Below are 26,101 nucleotides of genomic sequence, written 5' to 3' on the forward strand. Positions count from 1 at the left end.
ATTAAGAATCCAAGAATTTTTTTAATTCTGCCAAAGTAAATTCATGTGTAAACTTACTAGCTAGATTCGCTGCCTTGTCTGAGAAAGCTTCATAATCAGTCCATATTTCTCTCAATAAGCTCTCTGCTTTAAGTACAAAATCGTCTCTATCCAAAAAATCTATCCCAAGCTGATAACTACTCTCTAGAAATGCTGAGATACCAAAACCATTTACACATACAACAGGACTGCCACATGTAATTGATTCAATGGGAGCAGTCCCTCCTGCTTCGGAAGAAGTTTGAAGCATTATAGTCTTGTGCGAACACAAAATCTTTTCAACCTCAGAATGGTCGACTTTACCCTTAACCAAAACCCTATCGGGAAAATCACTTTCTAAACTAATCAAATCTTCACTAACTTGCCCTGCACTATCACCTAAAATGACCACTTTCATTGTTGGTCGAACAAGCAAACACCTCCGTGCTACGTGAATAAAAAGGTCTAAATTCTTGAAGTCAAGGTGCTTTCCTATAAAAAGTAAAACTTCTGCATTATCGCGACTAAATGTTGTGTTCTTCATTTCACTATGTACAGGTGATATTACGATCCTATCCTTGACTAGAGACCATGGTAATCTATCTATACTCTTCTTTGATATACCTATTGCCTTAGTACTTACAAATGCATTGAGCCAATTGAGAGGGTTAACTCGTAGAATGAACTTGATAACATATCTAATTCGAGAACGGTAAAAATCTGGACTGGAGTTGTTAAAATTAGGAGGTTGAGATCCTAAAGGTCCAAGAACCTTTTTTTTGTAAGGTAGCAAAAAAAATGGAGTCCATATCCAATCAGAAACCCAAGTAATATGGAAAATATGAGTAGAATAATTCCAACCCTTATTTCTAATAAGAATATACAACACCTTCAACAACCAAAAATAATAAACTACAGCTAGAGATCTTGAACTTTTAAAAAAATACGAGAATTTGTTCAAAATCGTAAGGTCATCAACAGCTATCAAATTCACATTTTCAATCTGCAATTTATCCAGTTCTAATCTTATCCTTTCCTGTTGTTCCTCTGCATTTCTAACATATAGATTAACGCTAGCAAACAACTTACTAAGCATTAGTAAGTAATTCCAACCAACTCCCCACTCTGAGCCTGAGTTTGGACGACATGAAAAAGCTACGATTGTTGCAGCTTGTTCCGTGTTACTTGTTTCTTCCATATTATAATTTCTCAAAAAATAACCATAACGTTTTGCTTCAAATATTCAAGCACACTAGCAATTAACGTACACTGAATTTGACTACATTTCTAATATTAACTGCTTCCACCGCAACGAGAAGTTTGAAGTGCAACATACTTTATTAACATGAGATTTTACTTGATTCCTAAGTAGATCACTCTCCTTAGGCGACGTAATTATCGCGTCAATACAACTTATTAAAGACTGCAACTCATACTCTTTGACATATAAATCTTTAGAGAACTTCTCCCATATTTCAAGATAGGCATACGAATCCGTAAAGATAGGAAGAGCACCACAAGCAGCGGCCTCAGCACCAACTAAACCAAAAGTTTCTCGCCAAAACCTATTATCAGTTAGCACAAGAACTATATCGAAATCGTTGTATATTTGAGGATTTAAACTTCCACTAAAAGAATATTTGGAAATAAATTCCTCATCTGTAGTGGACAATATCCCTCCCCCGTTTAATAAAGAGCGATCAAAAGTTTCTCTAAAAGAATGAAAAAGACGACTTCCTTTATATTCCCTAGAACCGTCTACAAACAAAATATTAACACTTTCAGTAAAACTGCGCTTCTTAGGTGTATAGCTAAGGTAATCGTTTTTCAATTTATTGTTTATAATTCTCCATTTACACATCGGTATATCTAAATCGAGGTAAGCCTGTTTAGAAGGCGTTACAACAATATTCGCACAGCTAATACTTAAAGGTATTGAAATTTTGTATAGTACATTTTTTTTGCTGCTTTCATGTAAAACCAATACAATTTTCTTACGAAATAGCCTACCTAAAATCACGAAGAACCAAGTAAGAGATGTATTACAGATAATCATTTCAGAAGCGATAAATGACTTCAAAAATGACAAATTAAACAACAGAAACAGTATAGAGAAAGGATACATAGTTGCTGAATCAGAATAACAACCGAATCCAGAGCTTTTATATAATGGAGATGAGCTTTGTCTCAAATTATAAATATTTAACTCCAAAGTTTCTGCAATTTCATTACAAATCAAAGGAGCACCTGATAAATTATTAACATTATCAATTACAATACATTTCAAGACGTCAACTCCTTTTTTATAATAGCTGGAATACCCGCGATCAACACATGGCTTTTAAACTCCGAGCGAGTCAAAGACATAGCTGCAACTGTCGAAAAGTCTGAAATTTTTGACCCGTCAAGTATTGTCACTTTAGCACCTATCCATACATTACTTCCAATAATAATTCCTTCCTCAGTTGTGCCTGTATTGTTATGTAATTTAGATTGTTTCTCACCATTGCTATGAGAGTGGTTTTGTGGATGTATTGATACATACTGCCCTATCGAATTATCAGTACCAATGTTAACCTTACCAGCACCACCAACAAAGCAATATTCGGCGAATGTTGTACGATCCCCTACAATTATACCAGTTCCGATTACGTGCGGTGCACTAGGAACCCTCATAATGCTATATTTTCCTACTTTGCAATAAGAACCTATGGATATGCCTTCTGTACCAAATCCGTCTAGTTCAACAAAATCTTCTATGCGCGTAAAGCTCCCAATTCTGATATTATTCTTTGATCTAAGAGTTACACCTTTACCGATAAAAACAAGAGGATATCCATGTAGCAACCCCCTAATAAAGCACAAACTAAGATTGAAACACAGACCAAGCGTAGACATTATACCTCGCTTCGAAGCGTAAACTCGAACTTTATAAACTAAATTATTTATCACTGTCTAACCCCAAACAACAAACACTTCATACAAACACTTCATACAAACATTACCTCACAGTAAATAAATGATTAGCTATAAATGGCACCACTACACACCGCTAAAGGACTCAACATCAAACCCAGAAAATAAGAAAACAACAAAGAACATAATAAGCAGGTAATAAATATGGTTATAATCTTACCCAAGTACTTTTTTCTAATATTTATCAAATTCAAAGTTGCAATAAAAAACACCAAATAGAAGATAAAGGAAAAAAAGCAATAAGCCTCTACAACATAAGTAGGATAATAAAGGGCAACAAAAATAACACCTATAACACGCAGACCAAATCCACAAGAATTAAGAATTGATGAAACACGAACCTTATCCACAACATTAAGAGATATTGAGATTGGCGAAACTATGAATTGCATGATAAGCCAAGGAATCATATACATTACTATTTCACCAGATCTCGCCCATTCGCAACCAAAAGTCATTGAAAATATTTCTACAGAGAAAAAACCAACAAAAACTAAAAGTGGTAATCCAATTATTGTTAACTTGCTAATGATATTTGTTACGTACTGATCTAACTTATTATCCCTATATTTTTGTCCTGCTGTTGATATAAATACTTGGCTAACAGAACTGCCGACCAAACTTAATGGGGCTAACATCACACGTGTAGCCAATGCTAAAAAACCAGCCTCTGGGCCAATCGAATAAGTAGCAATAATTATAATTGGTAACTGCGTGCCTAGAGAATTGAACAGCGCTTCAATAGTAGAATATGTAGGATAATCTTTATATTTTGTATAAACCCTTTTAAGCTGTAACGCCTTAACAGGGGTTAGTCTAGGGGCATCACTTTTGTAAAATTCTTTAATAAAAAGTAGTACACCTATAACAGAGTTCAAAGCGTAACCCAAAATCAGCCCTAACTTACCAAGAGCAAAGTACCCAAAAACTAGCTGCAATAGTGCCCCTGAAGCTGATTGAGAAACTCGACCTATTGCAATTAACTTAAACCTCTTCTCACTGTTATGCCAAAATTGCATAGACGCATACAAACACCCAAAAAAAACACCAAGAGGTAATATATAAAAAAGAGTACTAGACAAATAATTACTGTGTATATCTGGTAAATATACTTCAACTAAAAATATTGCACATAAAGCAAAGGTCGAGACAAATAAAGATGAAGTAACCGATAGAACTAACAAGGATTTTCGAGCATTTAAACTTTTTGCTATAGGTATGGCAAGCTCAAACCTTAAGCAACCTACAGTAGTCAGTATAGTCATTAGCGCTGAAAAAAAAGCAAAGAATTCGAATTCATCGGGGGTATAAAGCCTAGTTAATATTGGAATAACCAAAACCATTATCAACTGAGATAATCCAGTTCCAACAGCTAAGATAGATATTGAACGAAACGACTTATTAGTTATACTATTAAATAATAACAAAAAACACCTTCAAAATCTAAAACAGTATAGATTATCAGAAATATAGAACTTATCTTCATCAAAAGAGTATTTTGATAAGTTGCCATAAGTCACAGGAACACGGAAAACCATGAACATCCCCGCCAACAAAGGCTTGCCAGAACCTTCAAAGGTCTTCAGAATCCTTCGCACACATCGACCTGTTGTGTTTAATGCTAGCTTTCCAAGTTGTTTCACTCTTCTCATGTTCAAACACACCTGCCTGAGTCTCGCGAAATTTTCCGCACTCTCTTTCGCTCGTTTCGGCAAGCGTCTTCACCAAATGTCGTACAATGCATCGACTCAACCAACCAGTGTGAACGTATTTCACCTAACAATGCCTTAACACTTAAGTCCTTAGAACCAATGTAGTATCTCATTGTGATTTCCGACTCTTTTACCACGGCTTCTTCTTACCTTATTGAAACGACGATACCCATTGCTTTTAGCTCTGACCCATCAAACGCTAAGTCACCTAAAATACTCAAATCTGCGTTCGTTAATGCCAAACTGATTTCTTGTCTGCCACATGATTTTTCTTGCGTGCTGTATAAATCACCATCGCGTGTTTGTGGCATACTCATGTCGAAGTAATTATCGAATGCTCGCTCTAAACGACCTTGATTACCTTCCACCGCTAACAAGTAATCTACCTTTTTGTTTAGCATTTTTTAGCAATTTTCTTTTAGCCCCCATTGCATTAATAGTGACCAAACAGCCCCATATATCAAGCAGTTCGATCAACTCTGGGATAGCGCTGATCTCGTTGCACTTTATGTTGTCCGAAACGAATACCATTTTCAGTAACAAAAGCGTTCACCATTTGAATTACGCCTAGGCCGCGAGATTCATCATAGGAGCCCTAACGGTTTCACCACCGAAATGGCAATGATTTCACCTTTAGTCAGCTCACAGCAACCCTTCATTCAATAAAGCATTTTTTTGTAGACGAGTCGCTCGCATTATTCATTCCATAACTCTAGCTATCGTCGACGTTGCAGGAACCCATGGGCAAAATCGCAAAACTGCTTAAAAAAGTCCAACTTACCTTTACCGTAAAGACTAATCGCTTATCAGTCGTCTGACCCAACAGCAAAGCACGAATTGTTAACAAAATGATATCAATTAACTTGTGCTCCAATTTGCCTATGGAGGTATTAGAAATCACTGAAAATGATCGGTCATCGGACAACTGATTGTTATGTGATAAGGCTAACTAGCGAAGTTCAAAAACCGAGAACTCACTGCACGGCAAATCCTTTAAATATTAGCATGTTAGTGAACCTTCCCTGATCAGGAAAATGAAAAATCAACTTGAAAAACTTGAGAGAGCATTAAAAATAGCATTCTAGTAGATACTAGTACGATATAAAGAGCATATTACCCTTCACATTAAGGAGTAAACAAATAAGCTTATAAAGTTTTACGCAGATACTAAAGTTATCAAATCATGCCATTCTTTTTCAAACCTTTCTTTCGAATAGGTCTCGTTAATCTTTACACAATTATTGTTGACTTTCATCCTATACGACTCATCTTGTTTGAATCTATTTAGCTTCTTTCTTATCGACTGTATATCTAGGGCAACCTCCAACCCTATACTATCTGGTGTAAATTCGAGTAAACTTGTCACATCAGACGTCAACGTCGGCGTATCAAAGCTTGCAGCCTCCACCACAGGAAAACCGAACCCTTCAGAGTAACTAAAAAGCAACACACACTCACACCCATTATATAATTCTGCCAAATAATTATTATCAACATTTGAAATCAGTTCTATTTTATCACATCTATAGCCATTAAGATTCACTTCGAATGTACCTACTACTTTTAGAGTATATCCTGACTTTGCGTATTCACTTTCCAAAAATGCTTTTACGGTATTATCTATATTCTTTCTAGGGTGTGCATTTGAAAGCAATAGCAGATACTTTTCATTTTTCTGTTTTTTAGGTAGATTTTTAAATTCAGAATAGGGTGATATAACTGTAATTTTTGACTCATCAAGGCCAATTCGATTAACCATGTCTGTCTTAACATATTCCGAAGGGGTTACGACATGATGTTTAAATACCTTAATTATATACAAATTCATCTTAAAATACATTATTTCTTTATAACTGTAGCAATCAGGATAATCCAAAAACGCCAAATCATGAAATACGATAATTGATTTACTTTCACCAAAGGAGATTGGTGCAGAAAACGCTGGTGATATAAGAATGCTTCTCTTATTCATTATCAATTTACTAGAAGCTATAATCAATTCATAAAACACAACAAAAATAAACCGAATATATTTCATAAACCTACCACCTCTGTAAACACAATTGTGAGGGGCATTATTAACAACTTCGAATTGAGAATTATCAAGGCTGTCTATGGTTTGTCTGGCATACCTGCCAACTCCCGATATTTTTCTCTTAAGATAATGTCCATTAAATATTATTTTTATTGACATAAATTAAAGTCCCCTTATTCTTATAGCCGGGCTTCCACCTATTACCACATTGCCTTCTGGAAATGACTTAGTTACTACACTACCTGCCCCAACTATTGTGTTAGCGCCAAGCTCCACGCCTGGAAGAATCACAGAATTCATTCCAACCCAACACTTATCCCCTATAACTACATCTTCCCCTGGAATATGCTTATCGATATCAGCGGAGTCATGATTAGCTGTAATAATCCCAACATTAGGCGCAATATAAACACCTTTACCAAGTACTATTTTTGCTGAAAAGTTTTGAAAATAAGTACCTGGAGACCAAAAAATAGCAACATCTTCATCTTCAAAAACAATATTCTTAGGCTCTGATATTCGACATGTTAAATTGGCTGGCCACGGGTATGGTTTCTCTATTCTAAGGATATTTCTTTGCCATATTGACCTTAAAGCCATTTTATAGCCGAAATATCCAAGTTCAAACAGTTCTGACTTTAGGTATTTTTCCGAATAAAATAGCCTTATAATTGAACGGATAATTACTTTAGTCACTGTCAATTTCTCCTAAATATTTCTTGGATTTATCGAATAAGGTCACTTCGCTATAATCATCCAGGTCAATATATGGAGAAGATAACTTAAACGGCTCTTTTAAAAGGTTGCAAAACTCAATACTGTTTTCCACGACAGACACACCAATCTCTTTACATTCTTTAGCTACATTAGCTGCAATAATAGGTTTATCAAACTTTACCGCCGCTAAAACTTTAGCTGTAACATAAAGCAAATCATTAATCACTCCGATCTTTTTGTATGGAATATACATAAAATCAGATATTTCCAAGACGGAATATATATTGGGCAAATCCGTATACCCTAATAAAATGACGTTTGAAGGGGTTTTATTTATAATATAATCTCCAAAGATCAAGAACAATGTATCCGGTGATTTTACAGCAACATCTCTTATTAAATCAAAGTCCAACTCCAATTTTCCGTAATATACTCCAACTAACCGATACTTATCAGTAAGCCTTTTAATCCTATCTAACTCACCGTATGCCTCATTTGATATATGAGTTATTTTTATAGGATTATATAAGACTTTATACTTGCTATTTTTTTCTTTCAAATTTCCTTCCATTAGAAGATGGTTAGGAGTCCAAACCTGATCAGACCTAGAAAGCAAAAGATTTTCCCCCTTAAACACTCGCGGTTCATCACTGATTAATGATATAGGATCCGACTGCCGATATATTAAGAACGAATAACTTATAGTTGAAAGTAGCTTTTCCATTAAACATAATAAATAGGGATCGCTATCTACGATTAAGTAGTCACATGTTATTCCTTTAGGTAAAACTGAAAGATTTTCAAAAAGTTTAAAATAGGATAAACCTAGAGGAACAATTAAATTTATATTATTTTTTTCTATAGCTTTGCTTTTCCAGAACTTATTGACACTTATAAACTTCACTACATAGCTATCATCACTCTTAAATTTCGAATAATATTGCATAAACCCATTTGCATTTGCATCTTTTTCGTCATAAGGGCTAATGAAAACAATAACTTTTTTTCTAATTACATTCGATTTATTTTCCATTTTTTGCACCATGGTACATATACACTATATCCTTCACGAAAAGTATCGAAATTGGTATGTCAGTTAAATGATAAGGATTAGTGTTACTTATAAATCTGTCGTTAACATCATAAGTTTTAAATCTTCTTCTTTCATATAAGGAGAAATAGGTAGGCTAAAGACTTTTTTAGAAAGTTGGGACGCAATGGCCCATTTAAGATTTGGCTGTAAAGAGTCATTAAATGCTGTTTGTTGATGCATACAAGTTCCATAGTACACCATCGTCGGAACACCCTGTGCTTTATACTTAAGCATTTCAGCTTCACGATTATCTGCAACTAACGTATATTGTGCCCAGGAGCTCTCGTAACCCTCAGGTACAAATGGTGTTTTGTATTTTGATGACAATTTCTCTGTGTATTTTTCAGCTATTTGATTTCTACTAATTAACTCTTGAGGGAATGCAGCAAGCTTTTCTAACAAGATAGCCGCTTGGATGGTATCTAGTCGTGAGTTTACTCCAATACGCACATTGTCATATTTATCTTTACCTTTTCCGTGTACGCGGTATGAGCGAAGTAGCGCTGCATACTCATCATTATCGGTAAACACTGCGCCGCCATCACCGTAACAGCCTAATGGCTTAGCTGGGAAGAAGCTGGTTGTCGCAATATCACCAAAACTGCCAGCTCGTTTTTTAATACCATTTTTATCGCTAATTGAGCCACCAAAACCTTGCGCCGCATCTTCAATAACCTTTAAATTGTATTTCTTAGCAATACACTCTATTTCAGGATAATTTGCAGGTAAGCCAAAGAGGTCCACTGCAACAATTGCTTTAAGGTTTAACTGACCTTCTTCAATCGTCTGTTTAATGCGTTTTTCTAGGTCAATTGGACAAATATTGAACGTATCTTCATCTGAGTCCACAAAAACTGGGGTAGCTTTTGCAAAAGCAATGGTTTCGGCAGAAGCGAAAAAGGTAAAAGTTGGACAAAATACAGCATCCCCTTCTTTTATATCCAATACCATCAACGCAAGTGTCAGTGCATCTGTACCATTAGCACAAGTAATAGCGTGTTTAACACCTACGTAGTCAGCTAGTCGTTCTTCTAACTCTTGTACTTCTGGCCCCATGATGTATTTACCGTGTTCAAGTACGTTCGCTATTCTTGCATCGATTTTCTCTTTAAGAAAATGGTATTGGGATTTCAAATCAATAAATTCCATTTAAGGTGCCTCTTTAATTCATGTTAGTTAACACAAGACCGAATTCTTACATTTTTAAAACCTTTCTAGCAGGGTTACCAAAGTAAGAGCTACCATCAGGAACATTACTTACTACAACAGCACCTAAACCGATAACTGCATTATTACCAACTATTTTTCGTTGTAATATAGATGCATTTGGTGCAATTCTAGTGTTCGAACCAACTTTAACGTATCCGCAAAGAGCTACTGAAGCAGTAATAGTGCAACGTTCTCCTATCATACAATCATGTGCTATGTGATTTAAGGCATCTAGCTTACTACCCTTCCCAATAACAGTATTATTAAAATTCCCTTTAGAAATGTTGCAGCCGGAGCCTATTTCAACACCATCACCAATAATTACTCCACCTAATGATGGAATAGCGTAATATTCATTGTCATAGTAAAAAGAATAACCTTCGCTACCAATTGTAGCATTAGCTCTTATAATGCAGTCTGTGCCTATTTTAGTCCCTCCCCTAATTACAACTCCGCTCTCAACAATAGTCCTTTCGCCTATTATCACTCCATCATCGATAGTGCAGTTTTCTCCGATTAAAGCTGTGGGAGAAAGTAATGATCTGTTCTTTTTAAATTCAAGAGCTTTGATAAGTTTTACTAGGCATTTCTTGCTATTCTCCACTACAATGCAATTGTAACCATCTACTTTTTTTTGAGTTAGCAATACATAACCTTCTTGAGACTCAGGCAAATCACCTTTAGTATACTCACAGAGACTATGCTCTAATGGTTCAGATATATCTGAGATAGATGTAACTTCGAAGTCTTTACCGAAGTGTTCGCATTTATCTAAAAGCTTACAAATGTCACTCACAAGGAGTGGATGAGAGAATGTATTATTCATAACTGAATCCTATTTGCCTTCGAATTCTATAAACTATGCGGTGCTGCCTGCATCAACAGTAATAGTTGAACCCGTAATGCCTGCTGCATTCTCTGACAGTAAATATATTATCATACCAGTTGCATCGGATACATTTGCAAGCCTACCAAGGCAACTCCGTCTTTTGATTTTTTCCAACTTATCTCCCACTAAACCATCGGTCATATTGGTTTCCATATAGCCGGGAGCGAGAGTGTTAACTGTAATCTGCGCCTTACCTAACTCTCGGGCCAAAGATTTAGTAAAACCTCCTAGTGCAGATTTAGTTGCACCATATACGCTCAAACCATTAAAACCTGTAGAGCCGATTATCGAGCCTACATTTACAATTCTGCCCGTTTTGTTTAGCAACATAGAGCGTGATACATATTTTGTTAGAAGTATTGGAGCCTCAACATTGACTTTGATCACTTCTGAAATATCAGATTCGTGCATTGTAGCGAGAACACCATCATGGCCTAAGGCAGCATTATTAATCAAACCGTAGATACGGCCGTGATCTTTTGTAATTTGCTTCACTAGTAACGATATTTTCGCCGTGTTTGCAAAGTCAAACTGGTAGAAATATACACGCTCTGGGTATTCCGATTGGAGGCTGCTATATTCTTCTGTTTCTGTTCGGCTAATACCAATGACGTTGTAACCAGCATCAGCCAACTGTTTTGAGATCTCCAAACCTAATCCTTTAGCAGATCCCGTAACAATCACATTTCTCATTTCTTGTTCCTAATTTTCTTTCCAGTAGTATTTATTCCGATCACATCAACACGTTTCACTACTGCTGGTATTTCAAATAATTCAAGTTTATCTCTGCAGAACGCGATTAGTTCAGCCTTAAGCTCCTTTATTGGGAGCGCCTCACCTCGCTTTGTAACTACAACCTCAGCAGATACAAGAGCTCCCAAGACAGAGTTATTTTTAGCAAATACCTTCGCCATTGAGACAAAAGGGCTCGCCTCCAATGCTGACTCAACTTTTTCTGGCATGACCTTATTGCCACCAACGTTGATTGAGCCACTATCACGCCCGAGAAAAATAACCCGTTCACCTTTGACTTCAACCAAATCACCAGTGTTAATAAAGCCGTCACGATCAAGCTCTAGTTCACCTTTGACAAACTTAGAGCAACCGTGCTGACTTTTTATCCATAGCAAGCCATCTTCCACTTTAAGCTTACATAGTAAACTAGAGTTCTCGGCCAAAAGGTGAGTAGAGAAACCTTCTTGCTTATCTTTAACCGCGAAGCCAACACCAGCTTCTGTCGAAGCATAAATATGAATAATATTCGTATCAGGAAAACTCTTTGATAAAGCTGTTAAGATACTTTGATTACTAATCTCACCACCTAAAGTAATTCGCTTCAAAGGAATACTCCTATGTGAGGGAACCATAAGTGCTTTTCGCCAGAAGGATGGTGTGGCCGAGAGACAGTTAACATGTTTCTTTGCATACAGTTTGACCAATGAATGAATAGACTCATTTTTCGCTGGTATAACTAGAGTCGACCCCGCAACAGCCGCTTGCAAATAGACCTGAAGCCCTGCAAATCTATTAATGTCATATGAGAGTCCCCAAATGAATTCCTGACCACGTTCAATATTTTTTTGAGTCGTCGCTGTGAGCGCGCTTAATGAGTATGAAGCGAGTTTAGGAGTACCTGTTGTTCCAGACGTTGCCAATATATATTCATTAGCAGTTCTATTGGTCGCCCCTTGCAGACTTGTGATTTCTTCAACTGAGGTAACAACTCCATTGCCTAACCTTACAATAAATTCAATGCCAATTGATCTATAAAAATCCGCTTCATTACCATGAATATCATTCGGTTGCAGAAAAATACTACTACAAACACTGTCTATCGCAGGTAGGTATATCGCTAAGGATTCTCTATCTTCGGAAACAACAGTACAGTTTTTGTTTTTTAACTCAGGAAATTTGTTGTAAAACTCAGTACACAACTCCAGAATACGCCCAAATGTATAACATGAATTTTGGAAGTTTAGAAAAACCCTTTCGCTTGGTATCTGCCGTACGTAACTTATGATTTTGTTATGCATTTCGGTTTTCATAGATCGCTACGAACTCACCAAATGTTGTAGGGTATACTGCATCTTCCATTTCTTGAAACGGGTCAAAGTCCAATTCTTCTTCAAGTAAAGCAACCAAAATAGCAAACCCTAAAGAATCTAATCCACTTTCCAATAACACTTGTTCATCATCAATATTTGTATACTGAAGCTCAACACTTGTTTGCTCTAATGCTTCATTTAATTTTTCCACTATGATTTTTTTCATATCAGCTATCTCTTTTTTTCAATTTAAATGCGGGCATAAATACGTAATCAAAATTTATTACTAGCCTGTAAAATAAACCGTACTAGTACATGGTAATATATTATTTTGAGTTTATTTTAGTATTTTTTATCATACGCCTGCACACATTCCTCTACTTGACTAATTTTACTAGCAGGGGGTGATAATTCTCACTGTTTCTAACAGTCGTTTGGTCACGAATCTTCTCAACCGTTTCGATTGCAGCACGGTTTTCTTCTAACCCATAACCATTGCCATTTAATACATTCTGATAGCTTTGCGTGTGCAAGTCTGTAAAGCCGCCTGAGAACTCAAGCTCCTCATCACCAATCAAGATGCTGCGGTAGGTTTTCTTTTCACCTTGTACAGCGTTTTCTGGTAGATGATTGGCATCAATAGATAAGAACCATTTAACATGGGCACGGTCATATTCAAGGTAGCCAGCAACGGTCTGCTCATCTTTGTAGTGAACTTCATTTGTTTTGATATCACCAAAGATAAAGTGCAACATATCGAAAAAATGAACGCCCACATTTGTTGCCACACCGCCAGACTTTTCACCGAGCCCCTTCCAAGACTTTAGGTACCACTTCCCACGTGAAGTCATATAAGTCAATTCAACATCAAAGACTTTATCAGCTGGCGCATTTTGAACTTTTTCACGTAATGCTATAATGGATGGATGAAGTCGGAGTTGTAAGATGCTATTAACCTTTGCACCGTACTTCTCTTCATACACTTTTAGTGTGTTGAGTTCCTGGGAGTTAAGCACTAGTGGCTTTTCACAAATTACGTCGATACCGTTTTTAAGAGCAAACTTCATTTGCGGTGCATGTAGATAGTTAGGTGAACAAATCGAAATGTAATCTAACTTATTGCCTTTTAATGCTTCGTCTTCTACATAGGCAGCAAAATCTTCAAACTCAGTGAAGAACTCAGAATCAGGAAAATGCATATCCATGATCCCAACTGAATCGTTGATATCCATGGCAACTTCTAATGTATTACCAGTATCTTTAATGGCATTCAAATGACGAGGTGCTATGTAACCACCAATACCAATTAACGCAAACTTTTTCATTATTATTATCCTTTAAAGACGAATATCTGAAATACCAGGTTCGAATATGTATTTAACATCGTATACTACATGACTTTCTTTACCAAGCTTCCTTATCGCATCAATACCCATTTTCTTGGTTTCATCGTGGTCTACCGCTAGAATGATGCCCTCATAAGCACCCTCTTCTAGTTCCGTAATAAGCTGAATACCATATTCGTGTTCAACTTCTTGAGGGTCAGCCCAATTATCAAATACGTCTACTTGAACATTGAAGTCTTTTAGCTCTTTGATGATTTCAATGACCTTGGTATTACGTACATCAGGACAATCGCCTTTGAACGTAAAACCCATAATAAGGACTCGAGATTCATCAATGTGAATCTTCTCGCTTGATAGCTTTTTCACCATTTGAGTAGCAACATATTGACCCATACCATCGTTAATACGACGACCAGCCAAGATCACTTCTGGAGAGTAACCTACTTCCTTAGCTTTATGGGTTAAGTAATAAGGGTCGACACTGATGCAGTGTCCGCCAACTAGACCCGGCTTAAATGGTAGGAAGTTCCACTTAGTACCTGCCGCTTTTAATACTTCTTCAGTATCAATATCTAAACGGTTAAAGATTTTAGCGAATTCGTTAATAATGGCGATATTCAAATCACGCTGCGTATTTTCAATCACTTTTGCCGCTTCAGCGACTTTGATGCTTGAGGCTTTATGTGTACCTGCAGTGATGATGCTTTGATATACTTCATCAACAAAATCTGCCACTTCAGGCGTTGAGCCTGCCGTAATCTTCATGATAGTGGTTAACGTGTTAACCTTATCACCCGGATTAATACGCTCTGGTGAGTATCCCGCGAAGAAATCTTCGTTAAATTTCAAACCAGAATTTCTCTCTATGATTGGGATGCACACTTCTTCAGTAGCGCCTGGGTATACTGTTGATTCAAACACAACGATATCACCTTTAGATACCACTTTGGCTAGTGAACCTGACGCCCTTTCAAGAGGAGTTAAATCGGGTACATTTTCATCGGTAATTGGCGTTGGCACAGTAACAATATAAAAATTACAGTCCTTGATAGCAGAAAGTTCACACGTGTAGTTAGCGTATTTCGCTGCTGCCAACTGATCCGGAGAGCACTCTAAGGTCGAATCTTTTCCTTGCCTAAGCTCATCCACTCGCGCTTGATGAATATCAAAGCCAATAGTTGGCTGTTTTTTGCCAAACTCTACAGCCAAAGGAAGGCCAACGTACCCTAAGCCAATGATACCGACACGAGTATTTTCTAACGTTAAATTCATGTTTTTTATACCAATTAATCAAATATTGTTCATTTTCCATTCTCAGTCCAACTGACATTCTGAGACACTTTCATCCATTTTGAGACAGCCTAATTTCGCCCGCCTCTTATAAAGCCTAGATTTTACTTACTTACCTAAAACCGCCCAATAGGTCCATCACAACTATCGTTACTTCGAAGAATACTCATAGTTATAATAACCATACCCATAACTAGAAGACGCTTTCTTCTCTGTCGCATTAAAGATTACGCCTTTCACATCAATACCGGCTTGATCAAAACGGTTTTTTGCTACGTCTATCTCTTTAACGGTATTCTGACCAAAGCGCGTCACCATAAGTGTTGTACCCGCTAATGCGCCTACAATGCTCGGGTCTGTCACCGCTAGCACAGGTGGGGTATCTACAATTACTAGGTCGTAGTTTTCTGAAGCCCAGTCCACTAGCTCTTGCAAGCGTTTGTGCATCAACAATTCAGATGGATTGGGTGGTACTTGCCCGCGGGTAATAATATCTAGGTTTTCTATTTTAGAATCTTTAACTACGGCAGCTATGTCAACTTTGCCGCTTAACAAATCAGACAACCCGTTGTCCCAATTGAGGCCGAAAGTTTGTTGTAAATAGCCCTTACGCATATCAGCATCAATAAGCAATACTTTTTGGCCAGTTTTAGCAGCAACGGCTGCAAAGTTAGTCGATACAAAAGACTTACCCACACCTGGCGCTGGGCCAGAGATCATCAGCACATTATTTTTTGCTTCCATCATGGCAAAGTGCAAGCTTGTTCTTAGGCCGCGCAGTGCTTCAATAGAAAGGTCGGCTGGGTTGCTTTCTGCTAGCAATAGCATTTCGCCCGTAGCGTTATTTTTGCTCTTGTTTTTTGATTTGCGTTTAAAGCGATCAAACAGCTCTAATTGAAAAGCCGATTTAGGGATGCTGGCATACACACTTAGGCCTATTTCTTCAATTTGGTCTGGGTTTTCAACGCCACGGTGGAACGCCGCTTTCACCAACACAAAAGCAACACTTAACATGCCACCAAGTAATGTCGCTAACACCGCTATCAATGGTTTTTTCGGTTTAACGGCTCTTGCGTAGGCTTGTGCATCATCCAAAATGCGCACGTTACCCACAGTGCTGGCTTTAATGATGTTCAGTTCTTGCACTTTATTCAGCAGTTGGATGTAAATTTGTTGGTTTACCTCTACATCACGAGTCATGCGCAGTATTTCACGCTGTGTTTTAGGCAGCTGTTGCACTTGCTTGTTTAGGCGATCTTTTTCACCGAGTAGTGTGTTTCTTTTATCAATTAAAGATAGGTACGCAGGGTGGTCTTTAGTAAAGCGCTGGCTAATGTCGCTTTCTTTGAATGTTAGCTCGTTAAGTTGCGCTTCCAGCTCTACCATTACTTTTAAGGTAGACTGCGCTTCAAGCCCAAGATCTATCGACTCATTATCTTGGCGATATTGGTTTAGCTTATCTTCGGCTGCCATTAAGCTGGTTTTAATGTCTGGCAGGTGGCTGCTTAAAAACTGTAAGCTTTTTTGTGCTTCTTCTGACTGGCGCTCTACATTTTGTAAAAAGTAATTGTGGCTAATGTCGTTAAGTAACTCAGAAATTAGTGTTTTCTGTTCACCCTCTAATGACAGCGAAATAATGCCCGTTTGTTTGCCTCTTTCTGAAATAGACAAGCTTTGGCTTAGCCCTGCAATTGCTTCCAGTTTAGAACGTTTGCCAATGCTAAATACAAAACCATTGCTAGAATCTAGATGAGCAACAAATATCTTGTAGCTATCTTTTTGTGCAAGCTCGCCGGCTTTACCCTCAAGAATTACACGTTCGTCATCACGTACCAGTTGGTAGGTTTGCTTTTCTGCATCCAGCACCACAATTTGATGGCCTAACTCGAGTACATGATCGGGCATTTCGTAACGACTTACATCAATACGGTTAACATCACCCGTTAGCCGTGCCCAGCCTTTCCCTACGATAGGAAAGTAGCTTGGTGACACCAGGGTGGTTAAATTAAACTTGTCTACCGTGTCGCCCAAAATCATGCGAGATTTAATGATCTCGATTTCCGTCGTAGCCGAAGACTCTGAAGAGAACATGTCCCCCATGTCTCCTACCATGGCAGAAATGCCGCCTTTACTTTTTTCTTCAATTTGAATCAGCGCATCGGCTTTGTAAATCGGCGTAGAAAGCAGCGCAAAAGCCACACCGGCTACTGCAAACAAAAATGTAGTGGCAATGATCATCCATTTGGCATCCAGTAGAATGCCAAACAGTTTGCCTAGGTCGATTTCATCAGATGAAGAGTCGACTTGTTTTGAAGGTTGAGTCGTCATGTTTGTAATAATTCTTATGTTGAGGTGAAGTGCGAAGTTCTAAACTCTAAGTCCTAAGTAAGTTAAAGCTTTTTGAACCAGGCGTCTGCGGACTTTTCGATTAAGTCGTAGGCAAAGTCGAAGGCTTCTTTACTTTGTTTGTATGGATCTGGAATGTCTTTTTGGCCAATCCACTGGCCAAATAACATGGTTTTTCCGCGGGCTTCTGGGGCAATCTGTGTCAGGGCTTCCATGTGGCCTTTTTCCATGACTAGAATAAGGTCGTATCGGCTACACAACTCTGAAGTTAACTGTTGAGAGCCGTGCCCTTCTAGGCTTACACCGTGTTCGCTGGCGACTTCTGTTGCCATTGCATCGGCGGGTTTGCCTTCAAGACGGCTTTTTTTAGAAGCTATTCCTGCAGAGGCCACTTCTTTATTCGGTAATAACTTTTGTAAGTAGCGCTCACCAATTGGCGAGCGGCAAATATTGCCTACACAAACGACTAATATCTTATTAAACATTACCAGCCTCTCACTCGGTTGATACCTTCAGTCAGGTTGTTAAAGCCATTAATGGTTGGCATTAGCTGTGCCATTACGCGGTTCCAACGGGCAATTGGTGCTGCTGTAACATAAACGATGTCATAAGGTTTTAAATCAAACTCAGTGCCTACAACCAATGATGATGCTTGTTTAATATTTAGCTGGTAAACATCTGCCGCGGTTTGCTCATCTTGATTTGAGCGAATCACAAATACACCTGTAGCATCAGCAGAAAGCTCGTTAATACCGCCTACGCTGCTTAGCGCTTCGGTTAGGCTCATGCCTGCGCGGTCTATTTTAAGCAGTTGTGGATCTTTTACTTCGCCCATTACGAATACTTTTTGCGCGTCGTTACGTGGCACATGAATAATATCGCCAGACTGCAACAAGCGGTTTTGGGTTAAGTCACCACGTTGCATTAATGCGTGTAGGGAAACGCTTTGCTCTTCACCGTTGCGGGTTAAAGTTACGTTTCGCCAGTCAGCGTCTTTTTCAAGACCACCAGCGCGGTTAATTGCGTCTAATAAGGTCAGCGGAATATTAGTAATGGCATGTTGGCCCGGCTTATCGACCTCACCGGTTACATAGGCTTTTTTAGAACGAAACGCCGCAACGTTTACATCTACTTGTGGGCTTTCAATGTACTTAGCTAAACGCTTAGCCATGTAATCTCGAATTTCTGTAACCGTTTTACCTTCTACGTCCACTTTACCAATGTATGGGTAAAATATGGTGCCGTCGGCATGTACCCAGTTACCTGCTTCAGCAGAACTACGGTAAGAGCCTGCAGGAATGGTGAGTTCTGGATGATCCCAAATGGTGACATTTAGAATATCACCAGGCCCAACGCGGTATTCGTAGCGCAAAATAGCAGCATCTAGCTCAACGTTAGGTTTCGCGTTAATTTCTGGGGTTTTGTATTCGTTAACTCTATCAGCCGTTAGCGGATAAACGTTAAATTGAGGAGGCGTTTGTTCTTCTTGGGAAGTGTGTTCGTTAGCGTTTGCAGCATTCGAAGGGGAAAGATGGGAACCAGGAACTGCACAGCCCGCTAATAAAGTCGGGATCAGTGCTGCTAAAACCAGTTTTTTATTAAAGTCCATATTCTTGTTTAGCTCTTACTTTAGTTAGCCAATGTATGCAGTGGGGAAACCTGGGTAGTAAGTGGTAGCTAACCATAGCCGTTATCACAATGTCTCGCCCTTCCTAGGCTATTTAGACACGCTACCGCCCTTTGGTATACGCCTAACCACACTGCGTTTTTAATTATGTTTTTGCCAGTATTGCAATCAATTGGCAATTTAGTTTGCCACATTATCCATAATGCGGTGTAAATTACAAACGATTAGCGGTTTGATATTAGAGGTCAAACACTACTGACAAAAGCAACAGTTAGGTGATGACCTTTGTACTCGGGTTTTGCTTTACTAACAATTGTTTTAAGGTTTTTTTGGGTTCAACGTCACCATGTATCAGGTGAATTTCACTAACTTGCGAGCCAATCCCTGCTACAAACTTGGCTAAGTCGCTTTGATCGGCATGAGCAGAGTAGCCAGACATAGTATGTACCTGAGCTTTTAATGGAATACGCTCACCATTGATATCAACTGAGTTCATAACGTACTTAGTGGTATTTTGCAGGGTTCTGCCTAACGTCCCGTGTGCTTGGTAGCCTGCAAAAATCACATCGGTTCGTTTATCCGGTAATAGCGCTTTTAAATAATTCACCACCCGCCCACCTTGGCACATGCCAGATGCAGAAATGACAATGGCAGGCTCGCCAGATGTTGCCAGCCTGTTAACTAAACCCATGTGCTGCTTATGATCTTGGATAACAGTACATTGAGAAAACTTTAAAGGCTGTCTCGAATTTGAGACTTTATTCTTAGCTTCTGCATTCCACAGCTTTCGGTATCGGCGGTAAGAGCGGGTTATTTTGCTCGCTAACGGCGAATCCACAATAATAGGTAGGCGGTGTGATAGCTTTTGGTCATGCAGTAACTGTTCTATATCGAAGAGGAGCTCTTGGGTGCGCCCTACACTAAAAGCGGGAATGATAATGGTGCCACCGTTATTTAGTGAGTTTTGGATTATTTTGTTTAGACGGTTTCTTCTGGTAGCGATGTCTTGGTGGGTTTTGTCACCGTAGGTGGATTCTAGGTAGAGGTAGTCTGCTCGTTTTGGTGGTTTAGGGTCGGGTAATAATGGGGTATTGCTTGGGCCTAGGTCGCCGGAGAATACAATGACTTGGCTGTTGGGGAGTTTTATTTCGATGTAGGCAGAGCCTAGGATGTGGCCTGCGGGTTGGAAGCGGAAATAACAAGTACTAAAAGCTAAGTTCGAAGTGCTAGAAAGAGCGAGTCTCTCCCACCTGTTGTATGGGATGGGTTTTATTTGTTTTCTAATCAGTTCTAGTATTCTGGCTCGTTGGCCTTTTTCTAGGCCTAGTTGTAATTTTAGGGTGTCTTCTAGCATTAGGGGGGCTAATTCTGCCGTGGATGAAGTGCAATAGATTGGGGCTTTGAAGCCTGCGGCAAGTAACCAGGGTATGCGGCCTATGTGGTCGATGTGACTGTGGGTTAGGAATAAGGCTTTGATGTGTTTTATTGGGAAGTCTATGTCTAGGGCTTTGTTACCCCGGTTTGTTAAGTCGTTGCCTTGGAAAAGGCCGCAGTCGATGAGTAGGCCACTTTTTCCGAGTTGGAGTTCGTGGCACGAACCGGTTACTGTATTTTTGCCGCCGTGGTGGATTACTTTGTGGTGAATTGTTTTCATGTTTTGCCTCCTTACAAATACAAACTTATTAGCATATCGATTTGTAGGGAGGTGTTTTGCGAGGGGGTTGGAAAAAGGCGGAAGGCTATTAAAGCAAATTATTAAGTCTACTTTATTCCTCCAAATGTTTCTCTAGAGCTTCTAGTTGTTTAATACCCTCTTCTGTTGCTAGCGGCATAACGATGGAGATCATTTGTTGCATGCCTTGCTTGATGACTAACTCGGTCACTTGGGTATGAGTAGACATGACGATTTGGTAGCTTAGCCAATGCGTCGCCACCAAGTGAAGTGTGCTGACTAAAGGTTTCATCGCATCATCAGAGACATCAATCAGGCCGAGTACGCGAATTTCTTGCGTGATGGCGAGCAAGTTTGCTTGAAGCTTCTCTTGAACTTGCAGGTAATCTTGGTGCAAAGAGGGATCTCGGTTCAAAATTTCAGGTAAATTTGAATAGAAGAAACGGTACTTCCACATCTGTGAGAATATCGCTTCCATGTAGTGCTCTAAGAACAAAAGGTTTTCATCTGGACGAGACGATGGGGAAATTTTTTCCAATAACTCTTGAGCGTACAGCTCAAAGATACTACGAATAATCTCTTGTTTATTGCCAAAATGGTAATACAAGTTGCCTGGGCTAATATCGATGTGGGCCGCGATATGGTTAGTCGTGACGTTGCGTTCACCTTGTTCATTAAAAAGGGTTAACGCATTAAAAATGATTTTATCACGAGTTTTCATCTTCCTACCTATTGCTTGTCATTATCAGCCATTCGAACAAGGTGCTATGGTCTCATTATTTACTCTCTTATCGCAAGTTGATATATTTAGTTAGCTATTTGTTAATTAGATCCTATAAATAAAGCCGTTCATCATAAAGCCTATCAATGACTCCGCATTCACATTACTCGTTTACAATATGCTCAAGGTTACACTAGAATGGTAGGTGGAGTGCATTGAACGCACTTCATACATCGATGTATATAGTAAGGAATAAAAATGAAAAATATCGCTCTAGCAATGCTAGTTGCACTAGGTGCAATGGGTACTGCGCATGCAGCAGCAGAAGGTGCCGCGGCAACGACAACTTCGACAACTGCAACCTCTACAGCGGCCGCTGGCGCTGGCGGCACAGCGGCAGCTACTGGTACTGTTGTAGCTGGTACTGTAGGTGCTGTAGTAGGTACTGCTGTTATCGTATCTGTTGCTGACTCAGCAGGCACATCTACATCAGCCTCTGTATCTCAATAATTGTAATTGAGACCAATCGCCCTGATCTTTTTCAGGGCGTTTTTCGTTTGCTGTAGGAAGCACTTATGCGCATTCTTCAATACCTTATTTTTCGTTCGAATCTCATCAAATCTACCACTTTTTGTTTTATTACCCTTACTTTGCTTTCTGGCTGCAGCCAAAAAATGGCCGATGTGAACGCCAGTATAGAAGAGCTTTACACTAGCAGCCAAGATGTCGAGCTCACGCGTGAAGCAATACAAAACGTCCCCTACCCAAGTGCCTACATTAGTTTTAATGATGAAAGGCAAATATTCGTGGTGTTGGCTTTTGCTGATGAAAACCCGGCAACGGGTAATATTCAACTAAAATGGATATCTTCAGACAGTGTTCTCATTATTACTGAAAGTGGCCGCATTGTGAAAACCGTCGGTTTGCCACAAAACAACCTTATTGGTATCAATAGCAAACAGCTTTCGCAGCCAGTATCTGAACTATCTTCATGGCAAGCCAGTTATGATTGGATGCCAGATTATCGCTATCATTTCACCGCGACGGTAACACCAGAAAAGGTAGGCTCAGAAGTGATTGAATCTAGCCAATGGAAGCTCTCGACCCAACATTACCAAGAATTGGTTGAATTTGATGGCTTAGATGCCCAGTTTACTAACCAGTACTGGATTGCTGTCGACGGCCAAGTAATGAAAAGCATCCAGTACACGGGCCCAAGCATGGACAAAATTGAAATGCTTATCCTCAAGCCTTATGCACTACCTAAATCTCAATGATTTTTGTGAAGGATCACTTTAATATGCGTTCTACTTTATCTCGCCGATTTTCTCGAGCCTTCATTCTGTTTGCTGCCACTGCATCCACAGTCGTTTTCCCTTCTGCCGCTCAAGATATTACTCACAGTATTGCCACTGAATCTCACCCATTGACGATCACTCTCGTAAACCAGCACGTTGTATTAAGCTACCCTGCGGCAACGCGCCTAGACGTTATATTGCGAGACAGCCAAAAACAGCTTAGTGGCATCCCCTATTATTTGGGCGCAAAGCTGGTCAGTGCCAGTCAGCAAGCCAAGGTGCAATCAAAATACCAACATGTGATAAAGCAACTAGATGATCTTGCTACCCCACAAGCGAGAATGGTGAAGCAACAACTCGACCAATTTCAATTTGTAGGCCGTGAATTACTAGAGCTGGATTACGACAAAATACGCCTAAAAGAGCCAAAAAACCCACTATTACACGGTCAGTATCAATTGTACTTAACGGGTAAAAGCAACACGTTGCGGCATAAGGTTTGGTTACTAGGTTTAATCACCGAACCAAAACAAGTTGAACTACTGCCAAATCAAGATCTAGATATCTATTTAGATCAAATGAATACCTTTGATGAAGCGGAGACCAAACGCCCCTTTGTTATTCAGCCAGATGGCACAATAAAACAACCTAACATAAGTTATTACCAGCCAGGGCGTGTCTATTTGGCGCCACAAGCCATGGTATTTATTGGTTTTGAATCTCAAACGGCATTAAATCAAGATATTGCAAACCTACTGCGCTACGCCGTAGTTAAACCATCAACACCATCACAAACAGCAGGGGAAAAATAACATGAGCCGACCGTTTATTTTTTCTACCTTTGCTACTTTGGTAACCACAACGTTATCTGCTCAGGCAGTCGCAAACATCACCAGCGATACGCTATTTCAACCTGTCAACTACACACCATCCCAAATGGACTTTGGCGGTACAGGGTTAATAAAAATGCCAACAGGCCGCATTGCGCCTGAAGGTGAATTTAACTTAAGTGCCAACATTAACCATGAATATGAAATGTACAATGCAACTATTTCACTGTTCCCTTGGTTTGAAACCACACTACGTTATGCCATCGTCCCTAACATACCTATGGGATCAGAAAACTTCAGTAACGACAGCCCTTACTTAGACAAAGGCATCGACTTCAAAGTTCGGCTGCTAGAAGAAAGTGACTACTTGCCCGAAGTGGCCATCGGTGTACGCGACTTTGGTGGCACTGGCTTGTTTGATGGTGAATTTGTTGCTGGTTCTAAAAAGATATATACCGACCACTACGGCGTGTTCGACTTCACCCTTGGTATGGGGTGGGGTTATATGGGCATGCATGGCAACGTGACGAATCCATTTTGCAAAGCAAACGTCAAGTTCTGTGATCGCCCTTCTGATTATGGCGGCCAAGGCGGTGAAGTGGATTACCAACGTTGGTTCCGTGGCCCTTCTGCCATTTATGGCGGTATCGAATATCAAACGCCATACCAACCACTGCGCTTTAAAATTGAATACGACACCAATGACTACAGTGAAGATTTCCCTACAAAGTTTAGACCAAATAACTTTTACCAAGTAGACATGACGCAACACACCCCATGGAACGTGGGTATGATCTACCGAGTGCATGAGTATGTGGATTTGCGCTTAAGTTATGAACGTGGTGATACGCTTTCTGCTGGTGTTAGCTTACGCACTAACTATAACGAAGTGACCTCTTCATGGGTGGATGCACCGACACCTCGCCCAACCAAAGATCAACCAGAGAATATTGAACAAGTAGACTGGCAGCAACTTGAACAAGAGTTGGCCTTAGTTGCTGGCTATAAAGAAAGTAGAATTTACCACAATGAAGACACAGTCACAGTGGTGGGAGATCAGCTTAAATACCGAGACCGCGATAAAGCCCACGAGCGTGCAGCAGCAGTATTACACAACCGCTTACCAACCAGTATTCAAACTTATAAATTGGTTGAGACCAACAAACATGTTGCAACTAAGCAAACAGGTGTGTCTGCTCACGCTTTTGAGCAGGTTAGCAACGTAGCCTACATTAACCCTGATATAACCGCTGCTACTCGCAGCCAAGCGTTAACTAAGCCGCAAGGTGAGTTAATGCATGATGATATACAACGCTTTGATTATGGGCTGTCCCCGCACTTACGCCAGTCCGTTGCCGAGCCTGAATCGTTTTACATTTTTAACTTAGGTGTTAATGCTGAAGCAAGCTACTGGTTAACCAACAATGTGCAGGCCACTGGTTCGATCTTCTTTAATATATATGATAACTACCCTGAATTAAATTACATTGTGCCGCCAGATGGCACCAGTGTTCCGCCTCGTGTGCGATCTTTATCTCGTTTGTATTATCACGACAATCCAATTCGTTTGAACAATTTGCAGTTAACATGGTTTGATAGCTTCGGTGGCGATGTTTATCAGCAAACCTATGCAGGCTACTTAGAAACTATGTTCGCCGGTGTGGGTACAGAATGGCTTTATCGCCCGCAAGGAAAAAACTGGGCGGTTGGTTTTGATGTTAACTTAGTAACACAACGAGACCCTGAAAGCTGGTTTGCGACGTTCGATCAAGAGTGGCAATACAGCCCTGAAGACAATAGGCCTTATAAGGTTCTTGATAAAGGAGTGACTGGCTTTGTCACGGGATACTACATGCCTGAATGGCAAATGTTAGATGATACGTTATTTAAGCTAGATATTGGCCAGTTCCTCGGCCAAGACTACGGCTTTAGGGGCGATTTCTCTAAACAATTTGATAGTGGTGTGATTGTTGGCGCTTACGCCAGTATTACGAATCTTTCTGCAGAAGAGTTTGGTGAAGGTAGCTTTACTAAAGGTTTCTACATTTCAATTCCGTTTGATCTGATGACAGTGAAACCGAGTAAAAACCGCGCTAAGTTTGATTGGCAACCACTCACCCGTGATGGTGGCCAGAAACTAAACAAAGAGCATAATTTGTTTGATATAACAGATGCGGTTTCGCCTTGGTATTCTAGGGCGAATAAGAACTAAAGGCTAAAGGCTAAAGGCTAAAGGCGGAGGATGCTCTTCGCTTACTTAAATGAAAAAAAGGGCAA

Annotated in this window: 23 protein-coding genes and 1 pseudogene; 4 read left to right on the forward strand and 20 right to left on the reverse strand. The window is 39.6% G+C overall.

The features are described 5' to 3' along the window. Position 1: 1 nt before the first annotated feature. The 20 genes and pseudogenes from QWZ04_RS03930 to QWZ04_RS04025 form a co-directional block, all read right to left on the reverse strand. Positions 2-1,216, reverse strand: coding sequence for a glycosyltransferase (locus QWZ04_RS03930; RefSeq protein ID WP_290325154.1), 1,215 nt, complete (start codon positions 1,214-1,216; stop codon positions 2-4). An 81-nt stretch (positions 1,217-1,297) separates the two neighbouring features. After that, positions 1,298-2,305 carry a glycosyltransferase gene (locus tag QWZ04_RS03935; protein ID WP_290325156.1) on the reverse strand — a complete coding sequence of 336 codons (1,008 nt, stop codon included), beginning with the start codon at positions 2,303-2,305 and terminating at the stop codon, positions 1,298-1,300. Beyond that, complete coding sequence (locus tag QWZ04_RS03940; RefSeq protein WP_290325157.1) at positions 2,302-2,916, reverse strand: acyltransferase; 615 nt, start codon at positions 2,914-2,916, stop codon at positions 2,302-2,304. Before QWZ04_RS03940 ends, QWZ04_RS03935 begins: the two co-directional genes overlap by 4 nt. Positions 2,917-3,041: 125 nt before the next feature. Continuing rightward, positions 3,042-4,421, reverse strand: coding sequence for a lipopolysaccharide biosynthesis protein (locus QWZ04_RS03945; protein WP_290325159.1), 1,380 nt, complete (start codon positions 4,419-4,421; stop codon positions 3,042-3,044). A 145-nt stretch (positions 4,422-4,566) separates the two neighbouring features. Continuing rightward, positions 4,567-5,631 (reverse strand): annotated as a pseudogene (locus tag QWZ04_RS23530) (ISAs1 family transposase). Positions 5,632-5,862: 231 nt separating this feature from the next. Next, positions 5,863-6,900: a glycosyltransferase family 4 protein gene (locus tag QWZ04_RS03955; protein WP_290325162.1), complete on the reverse strand. Its 1,038-nt coding sequence runs from the start codon at positions 6,898-6,900 to the stop codon at positions 5,863-5,865. 3 nt (positions 6,901-6,903) lie between these two features. Beyond that, positions 6,904-7,437, reverse strand: a complete 534-nt coding sequence (locus QWZ04_RS03960; RefSeq protein WP_290325164.1) for an acyltransferase — start codon at positions 7,435-7,437, stop codon at positions 6,904-6,906. Further along, a complete protein-coding gene (locus QWZ04_RS03965; RefSeq protein ID WP_290325166.1) occupies positions 7,430-8,491 on the reverse strand; it encodes a glycosyltransferase family protein in 1,062 nt (353 codons plus the stop codon). The genes QWZ04_RS03960 and QWZ04_RS03965 overlap by 8 nt, the downstream gene beginning before the upstream one ends. Positions 8,492-8,578: 87 nt before the next feature. After that, positions 8,579-9,700 carry a DegT/DnrJ/EryC1/StrS family aminotransferase gene (locus QWZ04_RS03970; protein ID WP_290325168.1) on the reverse strand — a complete coding sequence of 374 codons (1,122 nt, stop codon included), beginning with the start codon at positions 9,698-9,700 and terminating at the stop codon, positions 8,579-8,581. 46 nt (positions 9,701-9,746) lie between these two features. Continuing rightward, positions 9,747-10,586, reverse strand: a complete 840-nt coding sequence (locus QWZ04_RS03975; RefSeq protein ID WP_290325170.1) for a UDP-3-O-(3-hydroxymyristoyl)glucosamine N-acyltransferase — start codon at positions 10,584-10,586, stop codon at positions 9,747-9,749. A 33-nt stretch (positions 10,587-10,619) separates the two neighbouring features. Beyond that, positions 10,620-11,342, reverse strand: a complete 723-nt coding sequence (locus tag QWZ04_RS03980) for an SDR family NAD(P)-dependent oxidoreductase (RefSeq protein WP_290325173.1) — start codon at positions 11,340-11,342, stop codon at positions 10,620-10,622. Then, complete coding sequence (locus tag QWZ04_RS03985; RefSeq protein ID WP_290325175.1) at positions 11,339-12,694, reverse strand: AMP-binding protein; 1,356 nt, start codon at positions 12,692-12,694, stop codon at positions 11,339-11,341. Before QWZ04_RS03985 ends, QWZ04_RS03980 begins: the two co-directional genes overlap by 4 nt. Further along, the gene (locus tag QWZ04_RS03990; RefSeq protein WP_290325178.1) at positions 12,675-12,920 is read right to left on the reverse strand and encodes a phosphopantetheine-binding protein; all 246 of its coding nucleotides are present in this window, start codon (positions 12,918-12,920) and stop codon (positions 12,675-12,677) included. Before QWZ04_RS03990 ends, QWZ04_RS03985 begins: the two co-directional genes overlap by 20 nt. A 151-nt stretch (positions 12,921-13,071) precedes the next feature. Next, on the reverse strand, positions 13,072-14,019 hold the full coding sequence (locus tag QWZ04_RS03995) for a Gfo/Idh/MocA family protein (protein WP_290325180.1): 948 nt from the start codon (positions 14,017-14,019) through the stop codon (positions 13,072-13,074). A 12-nt stretch (positions 14,020-14,031) separates the two neighbouring features. Next, complete coding sequence (tviB, locus tag QWZ04_RS04000; RefSeq protein ID WP_290325182.1) at positions 14,032-15,312, reverse strand: Vi polysaccharide biosynthesis UDP-N-acetylglucosamine C-6 dehydrogenase TviB; 1,281 nt, start codon at positions 15,310-15,312, stop codon at positions 14,032-14,034. 168 nt (positions 15,313-15,480) lie between these two features. Continuing rightward, on the reverse strand, positions 15,481-17,658 hold the full coding sequence (locus QWZ04_RS04005) for a polysaccharide biosynthesis tyrosine autokinase (protein WP_290325184.1): 2,178 nt from the start codon (positions 17,656-17,658) through the stop codon (positions 15,481-15,483). A gap of 62 nt (positions 17,659-17,720) precedes the next feature. Further along, entirely contained in the window at positions 17,721-18,161 is a 441-nt protein-coding gene (locus tag QWZ04_RS04010) for an arsenate reductase/protein-tyrosine-phosphatase family protein (RefSeq protein WP_290325186.1), read from the reverse strand. Further along, positions 18,161-19,285 carry a polysaccharide export protein gene (locus tag QWZ04_RS04015; protein WP_290325188.1) on the reverse strand — a complete coding sequence of 375 codons (1,125 nt, stop codon included), beginning with the start codon at positions 19,283-19,285 and terminating at the stop codon, positions 18,161-18,163. Before QWZ04_RS04015 ends, QWZ04_RS04010 begins: the two co-directional genes overlap by 1 nt. Before the next feature lie 289 nt (positions 19,286-19,574). Beyond that, positions 19,575-20,957: an MBL fold metallo-hydrolase gene (locus QWZ04_RS04020; RefSeq protein WP_290325191.1), complete on the reverse strand. Its 1,383-nt coding sequence runs from the start codon at positions 20,955-20,957 to the stop codon at positions 19,575-19,577. A 112-nt stretch (positions 20,958-21,069) separates the two neighbouring features. Beyond that, positions 21,070-21,696, reverse strand: a complete 627-nt coding sequence (locus QWZ04_RS04025; RefSeq protein ID WP_290325193.1) for a TetR/AcrR family transcriptional regulator — start codon at positions 21,694-21,696, stop codon at positions 21,070-21,072. 258 nt (positions 21,697-21,954) lie between these two features. Between QWZ04_RS04025 and QWZ04_RS04030 the strand changes: the two genes are divergently transcribed. The 4 genes from QWZ04_RS04030 to QWZ04_RS04045 all read left to right on the forward strand — a co-directional run bounded on the left by QWZ04_RS04030 (position 21,955) and on the right by QWZ04_RS04045 (position 26,036). Then, positions 21,955-22,206 carry a hypothetical protein gene (locus QWZ04_RS04030; RefSeq protein ID WP_290325195.1) on the forward strand — a complete coding sequence of 84 codons (252 nt, stop codon included), beginning with the start codon at positions 21,955-21,957 and terminating at the stop codon, positions 22,204-22,206. 65 nt (positions 22,207-22,271) lie between these two features. Beyond that, positions 22,272-22,973: a YjbF family lipoprotein gene (locus QWZ04_RS04035; protein WP_290325197.1), complete on the forward strand. Its 702-nt coding sequence runs from the start codon at positions 22,272-22,274 to the stop codon at positions 22,971-22,973. A gap of 23 nt (positions 22,974-22,996) precedes the next feature. After that, a complete protein-coding gene (locus QWZ04_RS04040; RefSeq protein ID WP_290325200.1) occupies positions 22,997-23,806 on the forward strand; it encodes a capsule biosynthesis GfcC D2 domain-containing protein in 810 nt (269 codons plus the stop codon). Position 23,807: 1 nt separating this feature from the next. Then, a complete protein-coding gene (locus QWZ04_RS04045; protein WP_290325202.1) occupies positions 23,808-26,036 on the forward strand; it encodes a YjbH domain-containing protein in 2,229 nt (742 codons plus the stop codon). Positions 26,037-26,101: the final 65 nt, after the last annotated feature.

The sequence above is a fragment of the Vibrio tapetis subsp. quintayensis genome (genome assembly GCF_030409945.1).
Classification (GTDB): Bacteria; Pseudomonadota; Gammaproteobacteria; order Enterobacterales; family Vibrionaceae; genus Vibrio; species Vibrio quintayensis.

Coding starts and splice junctions, on each gene's coding strand:
- QWZ04_RS04035 (WP_290325197.1), top strand. CDS start 22,272: ATGCGCATTCTTCAATACCTTATTTTTCGTTCGAATCTCATCAAATCT.
- QWZ04_RS03940 (WP_290325157.1), bottom strand. CDS start 2,916: ATGTCTACGCTTGGTCTGTGTTTCAATCTTAGTTTGTGCTTTATTAGG.
- QWZ04_RS03970 (WP_290325168.1), bottom strand. CDS start 9,700: ATGGAATTTATTGATTTGAAATCCCAATACCATTTTCTTAAAGAGAAA.
- QWZ04_RS04005 (WP_290325184.1), bottom strand. CDS start 17,658: ATGACGACTCAACCTTCAAAACAAGTCGACTCTTCATCTGATGAAATC.
- QWZ04_RS04015 (WP_290325188.1), bottom strand. CDS start 19,285: ATGGACTTTAATAAAAAACTGGTTTTAGCAGCACTGATCCCGACTTTA.
- QWZ04_RS03990 (WP_290325178.1), bottom strand. CDS start 12,920: ATGAAAAAAATCATAGTGGAAAAATTAAATGAAGCATTAGAGCAAACA.
- QWZ04_RS03930 (WP_290325154.1), bottom strand. CDS start 1,216: ATGGAAGAAACAAGTAACACGGAACAAGCTGCAACAATCGTAGCTTTT.
- QWZ04_RS04030 (WP_290325195.1), top strand. CDS start 21,955: ATGAAAAATATCGCTCTAGCAATGCTAGTTGCACTAGGTGCAATGGGT.
- QWZ04_RS03980 (WP_290325173.1), bottom strand. CDS start 11,342: ATGAGAAATGTGATTGTTACGGGATCTGCTAAAGGATTAGGTTTGGAG.
- QWZ04_RS04045 (WP_290325202.1), top strand. CDS start 23,808: ATGAGCCGACCGTTTATTTTTTCTACCTTTGCTACTTTGGTAACCACA.
- QWZ04_RS04010 (WP_290325186.1), bottom strand. CDS start 18,161: ATGTTTAATAAGATATTAGTCGTTTGTGTAGGCAATATTTGCCGCTCG.
- QWZ04_RS03965 (WP_290325166.1), bottom strand. CDS start 8,491: ATGGAAAATAAATCGAATGTAATTAGAAAAAAAGTTATTGTTTTCATT.
- QWZ04_RS04025 (WP_290325193.1), bottom strand. CDS start 21,696: ATGAAAACTCGTGATAAAATCATTTTTAATGCGTTAACCCTTTTTAAT.
- tviB (WP_290325182.1), bottom strand. CDS start 15,312: ATGAATTTAACGTTAGAAAATACTCGTGTCGGTATCATTGGCTTAGGG.
- QWZ04_RS04040 (WP_290325200.1), top strand. CDS start 22,997: ATGCGTTCTACTTTATCTCGCCGATTTTCTCGAGCCTTCATTCTGTTT.
- QWZ04_RS03975 (WP_290325170.1), bottom strand. CDS start 10,586: ATGAATAATACATTCTCTCATCCACTCCTTGTGAGTGACATTTGTAAG.
- QWZ04_RS03995 (WP_290325180.1), bottom strand. CDS start 14,019: ATGAAAAAGTTTGCGTTAATTGGTATTGGTGGTTACATAGCACCTCGT.
- QWZ04_RS03985 (WP_290325175.1), bottom strand. CDS start 12,694: ATGAAAACCGAAATGCATAACAAAATCATAAGTTACGTACGGCAGATA.
- QWZ04_RS04020 (WP_290325191.1), bottom strand. CDS start 20,957: ATGAAAACAATTCACCACAAAGTAATCCACCACGGCGGCAAAAATACA.
- QWZ04_RS03955 (WP_290325162.1), bottom strand. CDS start 6,900: ATGTCAATAAAAATAATATTTAATGGACATTATCTTAAGAGAAAAATA.